A 15,528-nucleotide genomic window follows, 5' to 3' on the forward strand; every position below is an offset into this window, starting at 1 on the left:
CCTCTGGCGTAAGGATGTGCCTGCCAGCTATCATCTGGCAGCCACCCTCGACGATGCGGCAGACGGCATCAGTCATGTCGTGCGGGGAATGGACCTGTTTGTTTACACGGCGGTCCACCGGCTTCTGCAGGTGCTTCTAGGCCTGCCCGAGCCCGTTTATTGGCACCATCCGCTTTTGCTCGACGAAAAGGGCGACAAGCTGGCCAAATCGCGCCTGTCAAAGCCCTTGGCCGAGTTGCGTGCCGAGGGGATACCCGGTATCGCGCTGGTTGATCAATTGCGGCAGGGGAAGCTTCCGCTTGGCATCTCGGTTACGACACCCTAAATGCCCGGCAACGCATAACGGCTATCGGGTCGTGGTGCCGACATAAGGAAATATCGATGGGCGTTTTGCTGATTATAGCCTTGGTTGCCGTGATGGGCATGGTGGTGTTCGCGGTTGTGCGCGGGCTGCATGCCTTTGCCACGATGGACCATAATGATGTCGACGAAAACGGCGTGCCGCGTGGGCTGGCCCGACAGAATCAGATGATGTTTGCCCGCGTCAAATGGCAGGCGATTGCCGTTGCTCTGGTGGCGATCATTGTAATCGGCGGCGCTTTCGCCAAGTAAAGCGACCCGCATGGTCAAACTCAACAAGATTTACACCCGCACCGGCGATGACGGCACGACCGGACTGGTCGATGGCTCGCGCCGGTCAAAGGCCGATGCCCGGATGCATGCGATTGGCGAGGTTGACGAAGCGAACAGCGCGCTCGGCATTGCCATTGCGGCTTTGGAGCGGGACGGGGGCGACACAGAACTGACCGCCGGACTGCGCCGTATCCAGAATGATCTGTTCGATCTGGGCGCCGACATTGCGACTCCGGGTCAGGATTTCACGCCGGGCGAGATGAGCTTGCGGATTGTGCAGCCGCAGGTCGACTGGCTTGAGGCGGCCATCGACAAGGCCAATGACCATCTGGAGCCGCTGGCCAGCTTCATCCTTCCGGGCGGCAGCGAGGCGGCGGCGGCGATGCATCTGGCGCGTGCGGTTGCGCGTCGCGCCGAACGCGCACTGGTGTCGGCGGCGGCGGGCGAAGCCATCAATCCGCTGGCGATGACCTATCTCAACCGGCTTTCGGATTATCTGTTCGTGCTCTGCCGCCTGATCAACAAGGATCGGGGTGGCGACATATTGTGGGTGCCCGGCGCGTCGCGTTGAACCCTATCGGGTGCCCGGCAAGGGTCGCGTGCGACCGCAAGGCCCCAGCGAATCCATGACAAAGCGATAGTCCGACTGCGCATTGGCGATGTCCTTGGCTTCGCTCGATTCGACCAATTTGGGATCGAGTGTCCGTGGCAGGCTGCAAGCCAGACGGTACCACAACAAAGTGTCCTTGGTTGGGGCAATGGCTGATTCATCGATCACGTCGCCAGTCGACACTGCCCAATGCTTGTTCTGTCCGGGACGGCTCAATATCGAGACCGAAATCGGCTGACCACTCGCCGCGCGCAGGAAAATCTGCGTTTCACCTTCGCCGATTATCGTCCCTTGACTGTGAAAGGCGCTGGTAATGCCTGAGATGGCTTGCGGCGCATCGACCTGCACCGCTTCTTTTGTGATCGCGCGCAAAGTGGCGTCATTGGCAGGGCTCCATTCGACGAGCGCATCGGGCCGGGATAGCTTTACCGTTCCGGCCGATCCGTTGACCTTGCTTCCCAAAATGAAATAACGGCGCTTCTGCAGCTTTGGAATTTTGCCTTTAGCATTTTTCGGCACGTCCAGCAGAAACCGTGCCTTGGCTGCAAACCCGTCAGCCCCGCGGACCAGCGACGTGACGTCGGCGTCAATCAGCACGCGCTGGATATTTGCGGGCACGCCTGCGGTCTGGGTCGCGGGAAGCGAGGTAACCTTACGTATCTGCGCGTCAAGAATCAGCGGCGAGTTTACGACCAGATCAGCAATATCCGCATAGCTTCCACCCTGTGCAGGCACCGCAAATGATGCTTGCACCGGTGCTTGGGCATGCAAAGCCGGTGCTGCCAGCAACAGGGCAAGGCCGGCAGCCGTTTTCATGGTAAATCCTGTCTTCACCTTGGGAATCCTGTGCAAATTGAGAGTAAGCGCGCGATATTTGCATTCCTATTCATGGCAATCGATTGGGGCAAGGCCGATGAATTGCGGATGAATCGCAGAATCCGGATTGCCTGTGCTTTTGGGCCTCGCTAAGACGATGGCGGAATCAGCCGTTAAAAAAGATTTCAATAGCGCTGACCAGTTGGGTGGCTTCTAGTTTTGTGACGCTTGCCGAGCGGTCCGCGCGTTTTGGGGAAAGTAGGAGAGTAGTTTCCGCATGGCATATGCTGATCAAGATGGAATGAGTTCGAGCCGCCTAGTCTCGATCATCATCGTCGCGCTCCTTCACGCTTTCCTTGGCTATGCGTTGGTCACCGGCCTTGCTTATGAGGCGGTGCAACAGGTCAAGGCAAAGCTGAACGTCGTCGACGTGAAGGAAGAAGAACCACCTGAGGAAGAACCGCCGCCAGAGCCGGAAAAGCAGATCGAGCCGCCCGTCGTCTCGCCGCCGCCGCTCGTGACGACGATCACGCCTCCGCCAACCGTACGGACAGTGGATACACCTCCACCAGCCGCGCCGATTGTGCCGACCGCAGCTCCGCCTGCGCCTGCCGCTCCGCCGCCGCCGCCGCCGGTTGCCAAACGTCCGAACCCGATTCCAAAGGGTAATCCGGGCAATTGGGCGAATACCAACGACTATCCGGCGCGTGCCCTCCAGCAGGAACGCGAAGGTACCACCGGCTTCCGGGTAACGGTTGGTCCGGATGGTCGTGTGCAATCTTGCTCTGTCACTGCGTCCAGCGGCCATGCCGATCTTGACGATGCGACTTGCAAGAACATTCAGCGTCGTGGACGGTTTGATCCCGCACTGGATAGCAATGGTAACCCCACATCGGGTTCGTGGTCCAGCCGCGTCCGCTGGCAGATACCGAAGTAATTTCTGGCCCGGCGGAGGGGAGCACTGACGCCGGGCAATTTATGACCTTAGATTTTGAATTTGAGAGGAAGTACCAATGTCGATCGCAATTCTCACTGCAGCTGCTGCGAATGAAGCCGCTGCCGCACAAAAATTCGGCCTCATCCCCGCACTGAACGAAGGCGGCCCGATCAGCTGGGCAATCTTCAGCGTGATGGTGATCATGTCGGTTTTCTCGTTCTACATCATGTTTACCAAGCTGATCGAGCAGCAGAAGGTTCTCAATCAGGCGAAGCAGGTTCGTGCCCAGTTCTGGCGCGCTGCAACGCTTGAAGAAGGCGCTGCCAAGCTCGACAAAAACAGCGCATTCCGTCAGGTCGTTGATGATGGCATCGCGGCGCAGAAGCAGCATGGTCTGCTGACCGATCCCGTTGAAGCCCATGACTGGCTGCACGGCGCCATGGCTCGTTCGGAAGAGTCGATCAACAACAAGCTGTCGGGCGGCCTGCCGTTCCTCGCAACCGTTGGTGCGACCGCTCCGTTCGTTGGTCTGCTCGGTACCGTTATCGGCATCTATTCGGCGCTGATCAAAATCGGTATCGCTGGTCAGGCTGATATCGGCAAGATCGCTGGTCCGGTTGGTGAAGCGCTGATCATGACTGCAATCGGTCTGTTCGTCGCTGTTCCTGCGGTGCTTGCCTATAACTGGCTGCAGGCACGCAACAAGTCGATCGCTCGCAGCTTGTCGACCTTCTCGAACGATGTGCTTGGTTACATTTCTTCGGGCGGCAAGGTTAAGCCTGCGGTTGCGGCTGCTCCGGCTGCCCGCCCCGCTGCTGCTCCGGCCGCTGCTGTAAAGAAGTAAGGCGGGCTAGGGCCGCCTTGGACGGCGGCCTATACCCCGTTTGATAGCACCAGCCCGAATGAGGGGCTGGCCTGCAAGCAGTCAGAGAGGAATAGTAAATGGCAATCAGTTCTGGAGGCGGCGGCGAAGACACGCCAATGTCAGACATCAACACGACACCGCTCGTGGACGTGATGCTGGTGCTTCTGATCGTCTTCCTTATCGCAATTCCGGTGGCCATCCAGACAGTGAAGATGGAACTTCCGGTCGTTCAGTTTGAACCGACCAAGGCGAAGCGTGAAAATGTTTTGCTGTCGGTGACGACGACCGATCCGAGCGGTAATGAGCCAGGTTCGGATGCGTATCAGGGGGCAAGCCCAGGTGGCGAATGCCGTATCTACTGGAACGTAACTCCGGTGGATTCGACCGAACTGGTCGATCGTGCGGCCAAGCATTTGAAGCGTGAATTTGAAGCACTGGGTGGTGAAGCAGCAGCGAAGGCTGGTGCAATCACCCCCGACATGCTGCCCGAGGCCCATATTCGCGGTGACGTGAATACGCCTTATCGCTGCATTGGTGGTGCGATCTATTCGATGCAGATGGCAGGCTTTGCCCGCGTCGGCTTCATCTCTTCGCCTTTCCCACCGCTCGATTCGGCCAAGTAAGCCGATCCTAGTTTAAGGAGCAAAAATCATGGCAATGAGTGGTGGCAAGGATGATGGCCAGCCGATGATGGAAATGAACACGACGCCGTTGATCGACGTCATGCTCGTTCTCCTCATCATGCTGATGATCACCATCCCGCCCGTATCGCACGCTGTTAATATCGACCTGCCGGTGCAGGATCCGAACCAGCCGCCGCCGGAAGTCCCTATCGACCCGGTGGTTAACAAGATCGTGATCATGCCGAATAACGAAATTCAGTGGAACGGCACGCCGTCTTCGCTGGACCAGATTGAGCAATATCTCGTTCAGACCAAATCGATGAACCCGGAACCGGAACTTCAGTTCCAGCCAGCCCCGACCGCGATGTACGACATTGTCGACCAGTCGCTGGCCGTGGTGAAGCGCAGTGGTATCACCAAATTCGGTTTCGTCGGAAACGAACAATATCGCGTCTTTGGAAAGTCTGCCGTTCCCGGCAACTGATCCAGACAGGCAATCGACATAGAGAGGGCGGCCCTAGTGCCGCCCTTTTTTTGGCCTTAGCGACTGACCGGCATTTGGATGTTGGCGTGCGGCAATATTGCCCGGTCGTAACGATTGTGATAACCCAATGATATGAAAGCTTCTTGCCAATGTGGACAGTTGCACGTGACCGTGCCCGGACCAACATTAGCTGTGGTAGCCTGTCATTGCATTGCTTGCCAAAAGCGAACGGGCTCCCCCTTTGGTGAAGCCGCTTACTACCCCCATGATCAGGTCAAAATTGAAGGTGCGTCAAAGCAGTTTACGCGCCCCACAGACCTTGGCGGAACCTTTGACCAGTTTTTCTGCGAGCTATGCGGCACTACCGTTTTCATGCGCGGCACGAAAAATCCGGATGTCACAGGTATCCCGATAGGATTATTTGACGACGCGCATTCGATGCAGCCAATCCGTTCGGTTTGGGAAGACAGGCGCCACCAATGGGTGGAAATTACGACGGCGACGCAGCATTTCCCACGGGCCCGCGTGGATTGATAGTGCCGCTTTAGGGCCAGTCCCGGCAAACGACTTTTCGATCAGGCATCAAATTGCAAACTCGCCAGTCGTGCATAGAGGCCACCGGCCTTGCTTAACGCATCATGCGTGCCTTCCTCGACGATGCGGCCTTCGTCCATCACGATGATGCGGTCGGCCTTGCGCACGGTCGCCAGGCGGTGCGCAATGACGATGGTTGTGCGGCCTTCCATCAGATGTTCGAGCGCATCCTGCACCAGCCGCTCGCTTTCGGCGTCGAGTGCGCTGGTCGCCTCATCGAGCAGCAGGATCGGCGCATCGCGCAACAAGGCGCGTGCGATGGCGATGCGTTGCCGCTGCCCGCCCGAAAGCCGCGCGCCACCCTCACCCAGATAGGTATCAAGCCCCTGCGGCAAGTCGCGCAGGAAATTGCCCGCATTGGCCTGCTCGGCTGCCGCCCAGATCGCGGCATCTTCGGCCAGCCAATTGCCATAGCGCAGATTGTCGCGTGCCGAGGCAGCAAATAGCACCGTGTCCTGCGGCACCAGCGCCATGCGCTGGCGGAATTCTGCAGGATCAGCGCTGGTCAGCGCAACGCCGTCGATGCGGACGGTGCCTGCCTCTGGATCGTAAAAGCGTTGTGCCAGCTGGAACAGCGTCGATTTGCCGGCCCCCGATGGCCCGACCACCGCCACGGTTTCGCCTGGTACGATCTTGAGGCTGAAGTCGCTGAGTGCCGCAACCTCGGGCCGGGTCGGATAGCGGAATTTGACATTCTGGAACTCGATCTGCCCGCGCGGGGCAGGCATGGCGACCGGATTGGCAGGGGGCGCAATGTCGGGCACTTCCTGCATCAGCTCAGCCAATCGGGCGGAGGCACCGGCGGCACGGACGAGATCGCCATAGACTTCGGATAGCGCCCCGAAAGCGCCCGCAACCAGCCCGCCATAGAGCACCAGCGCCATGATAGTGCCGCTGGTAATCGTTCCGGCGGCGACCTGTTCGGTGCCCTCCCAAACCAGCATGGTAATCGCGCCAAAGATCAGCGCGATCACGATTGCGGTCATAAGGGCGCGGATACGGATGCGTTTCTTGGCGGCAGTGAATGTGTTTTCAACGGCATCCGAAAAGCGCTGCTGTTCCCGGCTTTCCTGCCCGAAGGCCTGAACAATCTTAAGCGCGCCGAGCGATTCCGAGGTTATCGTGCCAATGTCGGCCACCCTGTCCTGGCTGCTGCGCGAGGCCTTTTCCAGCCGCCGCCCCATATAGACGATGGGAAAAACAACCAGCGGAATGCCGAACAGCAAGATCGCGGTCAGCTTGGGTGCCATGCTGAACAGCAGCGCAATGCCACCGATACCGATGACGACATTGCGCAGCGCCACCGACACCGTGGTGCCGACGACCTGTTCGATAATCGCGGTGTCGGAAGTCATCCGGCTGGCAATTTCGGCGGGACGGTTCTCTTCAAAGAAACGCGGCGCAAGGCGCAGAAGGTTACTCTGCACGGCAACGCGGATATCCGCCACCACTCGTTCACCCAGCCAGCTGACAAAGTAAAAGCGGAAGGCGGTGGCAAAACCGAGGACGACGACGATACCGAGCAATATCTGGAAATAGGGCGCAACGTCGCCGCCATCCTGAGCGAAGCCGTTGTCGATCACATATTTCGATCCCATCGGGATCGCCAGCGTTGCCCCGGCCGCCACCAGCAAGGCGAGCGCTGCAAAGATAATCTGCCGCGGATAGCGCACCGCATGCTTCCAGATCATGCCCAGGTTGGACAGGCGTTTGGCAGCAGGTTTATCGTCAGGCGGGCTGGCCGCCGTTTGTGTTTGCGCTAGGGCAGTTTCAGTCATGCCCACCGCCTAGCAGCCGTGGCGAAGCGCCACAATCGCAGAGAATTTGGCCAAGGCGATTTTCTATGGTGCAATGCACAATAAATGCCTATGTTGATCGGCGAAACAGGATGCCCGATTTTCCGGGCGCACGATATTCGGGGACGCATAGATGCTCTACACCGGTTACGATATTCAGCGCGGCTTTCTGGCCAGCGCAGGTTGGATCGCCCAGAAACAGGCGGATTTCCTCAATAATTTCACCAATTCGCCCTTGAACTATGGTAATCTGACGTCGGTCACCGCCTCTGCGCTCGACGTGTTCGCGCATTCGGTGATGCCACGTGGCAAGCCCGCTTTTGACCTCAAAACAGTCGAAATCGATGGCAAGCATCTGCAGGTCGAAGAACAGAATGTCGCGCGCAAGCCCTTTGGACAGCTCAAGCATTTCACCTATGAAGGCAGCGAAACCAAGCCCAAACTGCTGATCTGTGCGCCAATGTCGGGTCACTTCGCGACATTGTTGCGCGGCACTGTCGAACGGATGCTGCCGACGCATGATGTCTATATCACCGACTGGAAAGACGCGCGCGATGTGCCGTTGACTGGCGGTGGCTTCGACCTTGAAAGCTATATCGATTATCTGGTCGAGTGGCTCGAATTTATCGGCCCCGATGCAGGTGGTCGCGGCGCACATATGCTCGCCGTCTGCCAGCCTTCGGTGCCGGCCTATGCCGCAGCCGCGATCATGAGCGCGAACAAGCACCCGCTGCGTCCGCGCACGCTGACCATGATGGGTGGCCCGATCGACACGCGCGAGGCGCCGACTGCGGTCAACGACCACGCCACCCGCCGTCCGCACGACTGGTTCGTCCACAATGTGATTGCGACTGTTCCGCCTTATTACAAAGGCGCCGGCCGCCGCGTCTATCCTGGCTGGCTGCAGCTCTCCGGCTTCATGTCGATGAACCTCGGCAATCATATGATCAGCCACTGGTCGATGTTCTCGAACCTCGTCGAAGGCGATGGCGAGAGCGCCGATCGGCACAAGGATTTTTACGACGAATATCGCGCCGTCTGCGACATGACCGCCGAATTCTACCTGCAGACCGTCGACACCGTGTTCCAGCGGCACCTGCTGCCCAAGGGCGAGTTCAACTATCGCGGCAAGCTGGTTGATCCGGGTGCGATAGAGGATATCGCTTTGCTTGCCATCGAAGGTGAGCGTGACGACATCAGCGGCATCGGCCAGACCAAGGCGGCGCTGACCATCGCAACCGGCCTTCCTGAAGCGATGAAGCAATATCATATGGCCCCCGAAGTCGGCCATTACGGCATCTTCAACGGCAGCAAATGGCGCGAAAAAATTGCGCCGATCGTTGAGGAATGGATCCTCGCGCACAACGGCTAGACAATCGCGGCCGGATTGCCCAAACCCCGTCAGCACGCCTGATTGGGGGAGGGGCGATTGAGTCTTCGTATAAGTGCCGCCGTTGAACGCTGGCCGGTTGCCGGGCAGTTCATCATATCGCGTGGGGCCAAGACCTATGTGGATGTGCTGGTGGCCGCGACGAGCGACGGCGCGCATGTCGGGCTGGGTGAGGCCACCGCCATCTATTATCATGGTGAGAGCGCCGAAAGCTGCCTGACGCAGATTGAAAGCTTGATCGACGCGCTGGCACCGATGGAAGTGCGTGAGGCGCGCAGAGCTGTGCAGACTTTGCTACCTCCCGGTGCCGCCCGCAATGCGCTCGATTGTGCGCTGTGGGATCTGGAGGCCAAAGCTATGGGCAAGCCGCTTTGGCAGCTCGCGGGATTGAGCGCGGCACCCCGGGTATTGCAAACTGCTTTCACCATCTCGCTCGGTGAGCCTGATGTGATGGAGGCCAATGCCGCCAATGTGGCGGCGCGGGGCTTTGGCTTGCTCAAACTCAAACTGACCGGCGAGGGGGATCGCGAGCGGGTTGCCGCTGTGCGCAAAGGAGCGCCCCAAACGCGGTTGATCGTCGATGCGAATGAAAGCTGGGGCGCGCTTGACATCGAGGCAGAGGCGACGGCGTTGGCGGCGCTGGGCGTAGAGATGATCGAACAGCCGGTTCCCGCCGGGCAGGATGCCTTGCTGGACGGCATCAAATCACCGATCCCGCTGTTGGCCGATGAAAGCTGCCAGTCGCGCTCGGATTTGAAGCTTTGTGCCCGCTATTATGACGGTATCAACATCAAGCTCGACAAAGCTGGCGGGTTGACCGAAGCCTTGGCGATGGCGCGCGAGGCCGAGGCGCGTGGGCTGAAGCTGATGGTGGGCTGCATGCTATCGACCAGCCTAGGCATCTCGCCCGCATTTCTGGTCGCGCAAGCGGCTTTATGGGTCGATCTGGATGGGCCGATATTGCTGGCAGAAGACCGGGACGATGGCTTCCGGTTCGAAAAGGGGATGATCCTGCCGGCCTGAGCCAGCAGGATCGAATTTCGGATTATATCGCGTCGAGATACTCGATTTCAGGCGCACCGGCGAGACAGGGGCCGAGTTTGGGGCCAGCAGCGCGGAAATAGTCGGTCTTGCCATGCGCATCGAGCGCGATCTGATCGGCATAGGCTTCGAGCACGCGATAAACCTGACCATTGGCGCGCGAGCGGGTGAGCGTGTAGAACAAATTGCCCGGTTCATTGGCGCGCACGGCGGCGGCCAGATCGGCAAAGATTGCTTCGAATTCGGCATTTTTGCCCTCGGCGACGGTCAATGTCGCGACTACTCCAATTCCTGCCATTTTCAGTCCTCTCTCATGTTGGAAAATTCGGGTTCACGCCCGCGCATCAAGCGCCGGGTCGAGTGTCTGTCCGGGATCGAGCTGAACGCCGAAGCTGTTCAGCATCATCGACACCTGTGTATATTGACCGACGGTCATCACCAGATCCATCTTCTGCTTGTCGCTAAGGAAAGCCAAGGCCGCCCAGCTGGCATCGCCGACATGGAAGTCGCGGGCGAGATCGTCGGTGGCGCATAGCATGGCTCGGTCGGCGTCGTTCCACGAAGGGTCATCCGGTCCAGCCTTGATCGCCTCGATCTGAGCTTCGCTCAAACCTGCGTCGAGCCCGATGCGGGTGTGCTGGGTGAATTCGTAACCCGAGCGGCAATTATAGCCGACCCGCAGGATCACTAGCTCACGGTCGCGTTCGGAAAGGCTGTTGCGCCGCGACAATATATAGCCGCCCCATGCGAGGAAGGCGGTGAGCGCCTTGGGTGCGTGCACCATGGTGCGGAAAATGTTGAGGATGTGCCCACCAGAGCGGGTCACATCCTTCGCGGCCTCCACCATCGGAGCCAGCGCCTCGCGCTGCTCGTCGTCGATCGTATCGAGATCGACGGGAGCAATGCGAGGTGCCGACAGCCGCATCAGAAAACTTCGAACAGCCCGGCAGCGCCTTGTCCGCCGCCGATGCACATCGTCACCACGGCATATTTGGCACCGCGACGCTTGCCTTCGATCAGTGCGTGGCCGGTGCAGCGTGCGCCGGTCATGCCGAAGGGGTGACCGATCGAGATCGAGCCGCCATTGACGTTGAGCAACTCGTCAGGAATGCCCAGCTTGTCACGGCAATAGAGCACCTGCACAGCGAAGGCTTCGTTCAGTTCCCACAGGCCGATATCGTCCATCTTCAGGTTGAAGCGTTCGAGCAGCTTCGGGATCGCGAAGACCGGGCCGATACCCATTTCATCGGGCTCGGTACCGGCGACTGCCATGCCGACATAGCGGCCGAGCGGTGTCAGGCCGCGCTTCTCGGCAACCTTGGCTTCCATCAGCACGCAGGCCGAGGAGCCGTCCGACAGCTGGCTTGCATTGCCTGCGGTGATGGTGTGGCCTTCGCCCATTACCGGCTTCAGGCTGGCGAGCCCTTCGAGCGTGGTGTCGGGGCGGTTGCAATCATCCTTGTTGGCGGTGACTTCCTGGTAGGAGACTTCTTTGGTCTCCTTGTTCACCACAGCCATGGTGGCGGCGCAGGCAATGATTTCATCATCAAACTTGCCGGCAGCCTGCGCGGCGGCGGTGCGTTGCTGCGACTGGAGCGAATAGGCATCCTGCACTTCGCGGCTGATATTGTAGCGCTTGGCCACCACTTCGGCGGTGCCGATCATCGGCATATAGATATGCGGGTGCATTTCGAGCAGCTCACGGTCCGGTTCGACGAACATCTTGCCGCTGCCGACAACCTTGGAGATGCTTTCAAGGCCACCGGCGACGCAGATATCCATATTGTCGACCAAGATCTGCTTGGCAGCGGTCGCAATGGTCATCAGGCCCGACGAGCACTGACGGTCAATCGTCATCGCGGGGACGGTTACCGGCAGACCTGCGCGCAGCGCAGCGAGGCGCGCGACGTTGCCGCCGGTCGAGCCCTGCTGTGCGGCGGAGCCCATCACGACATCGTCAATCTCGGCACCTGCGAGGCCGGCACGCTCAACCGCAGCGCGGATCGAGAAGGCACCGAGCGTCGCGCCGGTGGTGTTGTTGAATGCGCCGCGCGCTGCCTTGGTCAGCGGGGTACGGGCGGTGGAAACGATTACTGCGTCACGCATGGGAGAATTCCTTTCTGACTGATAAGCCCTCTCCCGCAAGCGGGAGAGGATATGTAGCCTTGGGAGCTTGCTCCCTAGGCGAAGTTGGTGAGGACCCTCACCGCTGCGACTAGTTCGCTATGCTCACAAGTCTCGCTCCTCTCCCGCAAGCGGGAGAGGTATGGTTCAGCTTATACGAAAAACTGAGTGATCCACTCGGCGATGCAAGCGGGCTTGTCTTCGCCTTCGATCTCGAGCGTATATTCGATCGTCTGCTGCCACTGGCCGGGGCGTTTTTCGGCGAGCTCGAGCAGCTTGAAATGCGCGCGGACGCGCTTGCCAACGCGAACCGGCGACAGGAAGCGGGTTTTGTTGCCGCCATAGTTGACGCCCATCTTGACGCCATCGATCTTGGGGCAGGTTGATTTCGCCATCAGCACAGGCAGCAGCGAGAGCGAGAGGAAGCCGTGCGCGATGGTGCCGCCGAACGGCGTCATCTTGGCCATTTCCTCGTTGATATGGATGAACTGGTGGTCTCCAGTTGCGTCGGCGAACTTGTTGACCATGTCCTGATCGACCAGCATCCAATCCGAACTGCCGATGACTTCGCCGACCCGGCCTGCGAGTTCGGCAGGTGTTACTCCGCTCATATCCTGCTCCTTATTGGTGGATTTGCGCGCGGTTTTGCGCCTTTCTGGACAGCTTGACAAGAGCACAGCAGTTTTGCCCCGCTGACCCTACGTCACTTCGATGTGGCGGCTGGCCGGAAGCACGAATCAAGCCTTTTTACGGGACGCCGACTCCACTTTTGCCGGTGCCGCATAGGGCATGACCAGCGTGCCATCTGGGGAAGCCGTGTAGGTCGTCTGTGTCGGATAGGCGAACTCGATGCCTTCCTCGGCAAAGCGCTTTGCGATGCCCAGGCCGATGGTGTGGCGGGCTTTGAACATCTCGTCGACATCCTCGCTCTGCACATCAAAGACCAATTGGAAATCGAGCGAGCTTGGGGCGAATGTGTGGAACCCGCCGCGGATAAATTCAGCCCCCTGCGTCTCGACGATTTCGCGCAGCAATAGGGGCACACGCTCCGCATTCTCGGGGCTGGTATGATAGACCAGACTGATCAGGAAATTGACCCGGCGATAGACCGATTGGGTATTGTTGGTGATTTCCTTCTCAAGCAGCTTGGCGTTGGAGATGATCTTCTCCTCACCGGTCAGCGCGCGCAGGCGTGTGCTCTTCATCCCGATCCGTTCGACCCGGGCGGTTGTCGTATCGTAAGTAATCGTGTCGCCGCGCTTGAACGGCCGGTCAAAGATGATCGACATTGCCGCAAACAGGTCTGAAAAGATGCCCTGCGCGGCCAAACCAATGGCTATGCCGCCAACGCCCAGACCCGCAATCAGGCCGGTGACATTGACCCCCAGATTGTCGAGAATCACGATCGCGGCGATTGCGAACACGGCAAAACTGACCAGCAGACGAATGAGCACCATCGCGCTTTGCAACGTCTCATGCTCGCCGCCGGTTTCATTGGCACGGCGTTCGATCAGCCCGATGACGACTTCGCGCAACCAGATGGCGACCTGCAGGACAACCGCGATCGTGAACAGCACATCGATGGTGCGCGCCAATTGTTCCGGCGCATTGGCGTAGCCGTTGACCAGTTCGATCGCGACCATGATACGGAAGAATTTGCCGGTACGCGCCAATGTTCGCGCGATGATCGATTTCATCGCTGAACGGTCTTCGCTGTCGCGCGCGATCTTGGCAGCACGGCCTTTGAGCCAGCTCAGCAGCAGATAGACCAGGGTTGCCGCAATCACGGCGACCGTTAGCTCGGCAATATTCCCGCGCACCCAGTCAGCCACGACTTCGGCGTAATATGTGAGGCGCGCGTTGATTGCGGCCATCGGATCGTCGGGGATTTTGGGAAGCGGTGTGTTCATCGTGGCAACCCTAGCCAGACGACCTGTCGTCGGCAAGGGCCCGTCAGGATGCCGGGTTTATCTCTTGCGCTTGCATGCGCTGCTTTCGGATCGGCGTCCATGCCGCTTCATTCCGCCTGCGCGCCAGATAGGTGTCGAGGCCAAGCTGCATGGCTACCAGCATATAGACAAAGGGCTGGAAGGCGATGCCGACAAACAGCGAGCCGACCAGATAGATGATCTGCGCATTTTGCAGTGCGGTTGCCAAAGGCGCGACCCAGCTTTCGTCGGGGCGGTTGCGCTTCTTATACATGCGCGCGACCATTTCCATCCGCCATACCCCACCGACATGGATCAGCAGCCAGATGATCAGGCCGGGAAATCCCTGCTCGCCGAGCATCTCAAAGAAGCTGCTATGATAGGCGCGGCCCTGATCGACGATTTCGCGGCGGTCGACCGCGCCGGTGTCAAAGCCATTTTCGTCGACGACGGGCAGGTCATAGCGGATCTTGTTGATGCGATAGGCGTCAAAGCCGCCGCCAAAGGGATGTTCCTTCACGAACTCCCAGGTCCATTTCCACACAGCGACGCGGGTGGCGGCGGACTCGTCGGCCTTATAATCCTGGATGGTTTCCATCCGTTGCGAAAAGGCGGAGGGGAGGAAGGGGATGGCGGCCAGCCCGATTACCGCTGCTCCAGTTAGATACAGGAAGCGGCGCTTGGTCTGGCGGATGAAGAGCAATGCGAGCACGGCAATACAGACCAGCCCGGTGCGCGCCTGTGTCCCGACGGGGATTAGCAGCGCAGCGAAGGTCAGCGCTGTGGCATAGGTCTTCACCTTCCAGTCGGGTTTGAAGATGGTGCCATGCTGCGCCAGCCAGACGATCAGCGGGATGATGGCGATTGCCACACAGCTGATGATACTGCCTTCATACAGGCCCGAATTGTCGTTGATCAGCAGGACAAGCGAGCCATAGCCGCCGCCGCCGAGCGCGGTCTTGATACCGCCGGTGACGATCAGCGCGGAGGCGCAAAGCACGAGTGTAAGCGCCAGCGCTTCGATCCGCAGTTTTGTCTTCAGCAACAAGGGAAGAAAGGACGCGAATACAAGCGCCTTCCACACCCAGCTCCACTTTTCCTGCGCCGCCAACGGCTCCACGGCTACGGTGGTCGAATATCCACAATAGGCGAGCAGCACGAGCAAAAGCGCCCATCGGGGTGAAACGCGTACATCGCGTTTGTCGTCGCTGACAAGAAAGCCGAGTAGCGCCAGCGCAAACAGGATGAGCGACAGCGGTATCGCGTTCAGCAGGAAATAGCTCAACCGCTGCGGCGCGATGATATCGATATAGGCATAGACCAGCGTGAACAGAAATGGCCGCTTGAACGCCATCAGCATCAACAGGCCCAGATAGCCGACGAAAAACAGGTCACGCATCGGTCAGCGTGTCCTGCCGAGATGCCTGCCTGCGCTTTGTAGCGCCAAAACCCTGCGGTTCGGCATCGGGTTCGGGCGGCGGTTCGCGATCGAGATCGTCGCGCCGGGTGAGCAACCAGAAAGCGAGCAAAAGCAGGCCGTGGCTGAGCACTATCGAGAAATTGTCGATCATCCGCCGTTTGGTCCCTGCCTGTCCCGCTGGCGCGGTACATAGCCCGAAATTGAAAAATCGCCAAAAGCATTAGCTTCTTTGGGTTGACGGCGCGTTAAATATATTGCGGCTATGGG

The 15,528-nt window shown here is 59.3% G+C and carries 19 protein-coding genes; 10 read left to right on the top strand and 9 right to left on the bottom strand.

Going from position 1 to position 15,528, the window contains the following annotated elements; all coding sequences use genetic code 11:
• The 3 genes from ABL922_RS10265 to ABL922_RS10275 form a co-directional block, all read left to right on the top strand.
• A partial coding sequence (locus ABL922_RS10265; RefSeq protein WP_349024122.1) for a glutamate--tRNA ligase family protein occupies positions 1 to 325 on the top strand: 325 nt, incomplete at its 5' end.
• Positions 326 to 381: 56 nt separating this feature from the next.
• Positions 382 to 612 (top strand): hypothetical protein, encoded by a 231-nt coding sequence (locus ABL922_RS10270; RefSeq protein WP_349024123.1) that lies wholly within the window; start codon positions 382 to 384, stop codon positions 610 to 612.
• A gap of 10 nt (positions 613 to 622) precedes the next feature.
• Positions 623 to 1,204, top strand: a complete 582-nt coding sequence (locus tag ABL922_RS10275; RefSeq protein WP_349024124.1) for a cob(I)yrinic acid a,c-diamide adenosyltransferase — start codon at positions 623 to 625, stop codon at positions 1,202 to 1,204.
• Between the two features lie 3 nt (positions 1,205 to 1,207).
• Here the strand turns inward: ABL922_RS10275 and ABL922_RS10280 are convergent, their stop codons facing one another.
• The gene (locus tag ABL922_RS10280) at positions 1,208 to 2,059 is read right to left on the bottom strand and encodes a hypothetical protein (RefSeq protein WP_349024125.1); all 852 of its coding nucleotides are present in this window, start codon (positions 2,057 to 2,059) and stop codon (positions 1,208 to 1,210) included.
• Positions 2,060 to 2,336: 277 nt separating this feature from the next.
• Between ABL922_RS10280 and ABL922_RS10285 the strand changes: the two genes are divergently transcribed.
• The 5 genes from ABL922_RS10285 (at position 2,337) to ABL922_RS10305 (ending at position 5,502) form a co-directional block, all read left to right on the top strand.
• Positions 2,337 to 2,996 carry an energy transducer TonB gene (locus tag ABL922_RS10285; RefSeq protein WP_349024126.1) on the top strand — a complete coding sequence of 220 codons (660 nt, stop codon included), beginning with the start codon at positions 2,337 to 2,339 and terminating at the stop codon, positions 2,994 to 2,996.
• 76 nt (positions 2,997 to 3,072) lie between these two features.
• Positions 3,073 to 3,840: a MotA/TolQ/ExbB proton channel family protein gene (locus ABL922_RS10290; protein ID WP_349024127.1), complete on the top strand. Its 768-nt coding sequence runs from the start codon at positions 3,073 to 3,075 to the stop codon at positions 3,838 to 3,840.
• Between the two features lie 98 nt (positions 3,841 to 3,938).
• Positions 3,939 to 4,484 carry a biopolymer transporter ExbD gene (locus ABL922_RS10295; RefSeq protein WP_349024128.1) on the top strand — a complete coding sequence of 182 codons (546 nt, stop codon included), beginning with the start codon at positions 3,939 to 3,941 and terminating at the stop codon, positions 4,482 to 4,484.
• 28 nt (positions 4,485 to 4,512) lie between these two features.
• The gene (locus tag ABL922_RS10300; RefSeq protein WP_349024129.1) at positions 4,513 to 4,968 is read left to right on the top strand and encodes a biopolymer transporter ExbD; all 456 of its coding nucleotides are present in this window, start codon (positions 4,513 to 4,515) and stop codon (positions 4,966 to 4,968) included.
• Positions 4,969 to 5,100: 132 nt separating this feature from the next.
• Positions 5,101 to 5,502 (top strand): GFA family protein, encoded by a 402-nt coding sequence (locus ABL922_RS10305; protein WP_349024130.1) that lies wholly within the window; start codon positions 5,101 to 5,103, stop codon positions 5,500 to 5,502.
• Positions 5,503 to 5,543: 41 nt separating this feature from the next.
• Here ABL922_RS10305 and ABL922_RS10310 read toward each other — a convergent pair whose 3' ends face one another.
• Complete coding sequence (locus tag ABL922_RS10310) at positions 5,544 to 7,340, bottom strand: ABC transporter transmembrane domain-containing protein (RefSeq protein ID WP_349024131.1); 1,797 nt, start codon at positions 7,338 to 7,340, stop codon at positions 5,544 to 5,546.
• Between the two features lie 151 nt (positions 7,341 to 7,491).
• On the opposite strand from ABL922_RS10310, the gene phaZ reads away from it, so the two are divergent.
• Positions 7,492 to 8,730, top strand: coding sequence for a polyhydroxyalkanoate depolymerase (gene phaZ, locus ABL922_RS10315; protein ID WP_349024132.1), 1,239 nt, complete (start codon positions 7,492 to 7,494; stop codon positions 8,728 to 8,730).
• Between the two features lie 57 nt (positions 8,731 to 8,787).
• Positions 8,788 to 9,771, top strand: coding sequence for an N-acetyl-D-Glu racemase DgcA (gene dgcA / locus ABL922_RS10320; RefSeq protein ID WP_349024133.1), 984 nt, complete (start codon positions 8,788 to 8,790; stop codon positions 9,769 to 9,771).
• Positions 9,772 to 9,793: 22 nt separating this feature from the next.
• Here the strand turns inward: dgcA and ABL922_RS10325 are convergent, their stop codons facing one another.
• The 7 genes from ABL922_RS10325 to ABL922_RS10355 all read right to left on the bottom strand — a co-directional run bounded on the left by ABL922_RS10325 (position 9,794) and on the right by ABL922_RS10355 (position 15,412).
• Positions 9,794 to 10,087 (bottom strand): putative quinol monooxygenase, encoded by a 294-nt coding sequence (locus ABL922_RS10325; RefSeq protein WP_349024134.1) that lies wholly within the window; start codon positions 10,085 to 10,087, stop codon positions 9,794 to 9,796.
• A 33-nt stretch (positions 10,088 to 10,120) separates the two neighbouring features.
• Positions 10,121 to 10,714, bottom strand: a complete 594-nt coding sequence (locus ABL922_RS10330; RefSeq protein ID WP_349024135.1) for a carboxymuconolactone decarboxylase family protein — start codon at positions 10,712 to 10,714, stop codon at positions 10,121 to 10,123.
• Positions 10,714 to 11,895, bottom strand: a complete 1,182-nt coding sequence (locus tag ABL922_RS10335) for an acetyl-CoA C-acyltransferase (protein ID WP_349024136.1) — start codon at positions 11,893 to 11,895, stop codon at positions 10,714 to 10,716. The genes ABL922_RS10330 and ABL922_RS10335 overlap by 1 nt, the downstream gene beginning before the upstream one ends.
• 170 nt (positions 11,896 to 12,065) lie before the next feature.
• Positions 12,066 to 12,524 carry a MaoC family dehydratase gene (locus ABL922_RS10340; protein WP_349024137.1) on the bottom strand — a complete coding sequence of 153 codons (459 nt, stop codon included), beginning with the start codon at positions 12,522 to 12,524 and terminating at the stop codon, positions 12,066 to 12,068.
• Between the two features lie 126 nt (positions 12,525 to 12,650).
• Positions 12,651 to 13,823, bottom strand: coding sequence for a mechanosensitive ion channel family protein (locus ABL922_RS10345; RefSeq protein ID WP_349024138.1), 1,173 nt, complete (start codon positions 13,821 to 13,823; stop codon positions 12,651 to 12,653).
• 43 nt (positions 13,824 to 13,866) lie between these two features.
• Entirely contained in the window at positions 13,867 to 15,240 is a 1,374-nt protein-coding gene (locus ABL922_RS10350; protein ID WP_349024139.1) for a putative O-glycosylation ligase, exosortase A system-associated, read from the bottom strand.
• Positions 15,233 to 15,412: a hypothetical protein gene (locus ABL922_RS10355; RefSeq protein WP_349024140.1), complete on the bottom strand. Its 180-nt coding sequence runs from the start codon at positions 15,410 to 15,412 to the stop codon at positions 15,233 to 15,235. Before ABL922_RS10355 ends, ABL922_RS10350 begins: the two co-directional genes overlap by 8 nt.
• Positions 15,413 to 15,528 lie beyond the last annotated feature (116 nt).

The organism is Sphingorhabdus sp., assembly GCF_040079335.1.
Taxonomy (GTDB): domain Bacteria; phylum Pseudomonadota; class Alphaproteobacteria; order Sphingomonadales; family Sphingomonadaceae; genus Sphingorhabdus_B.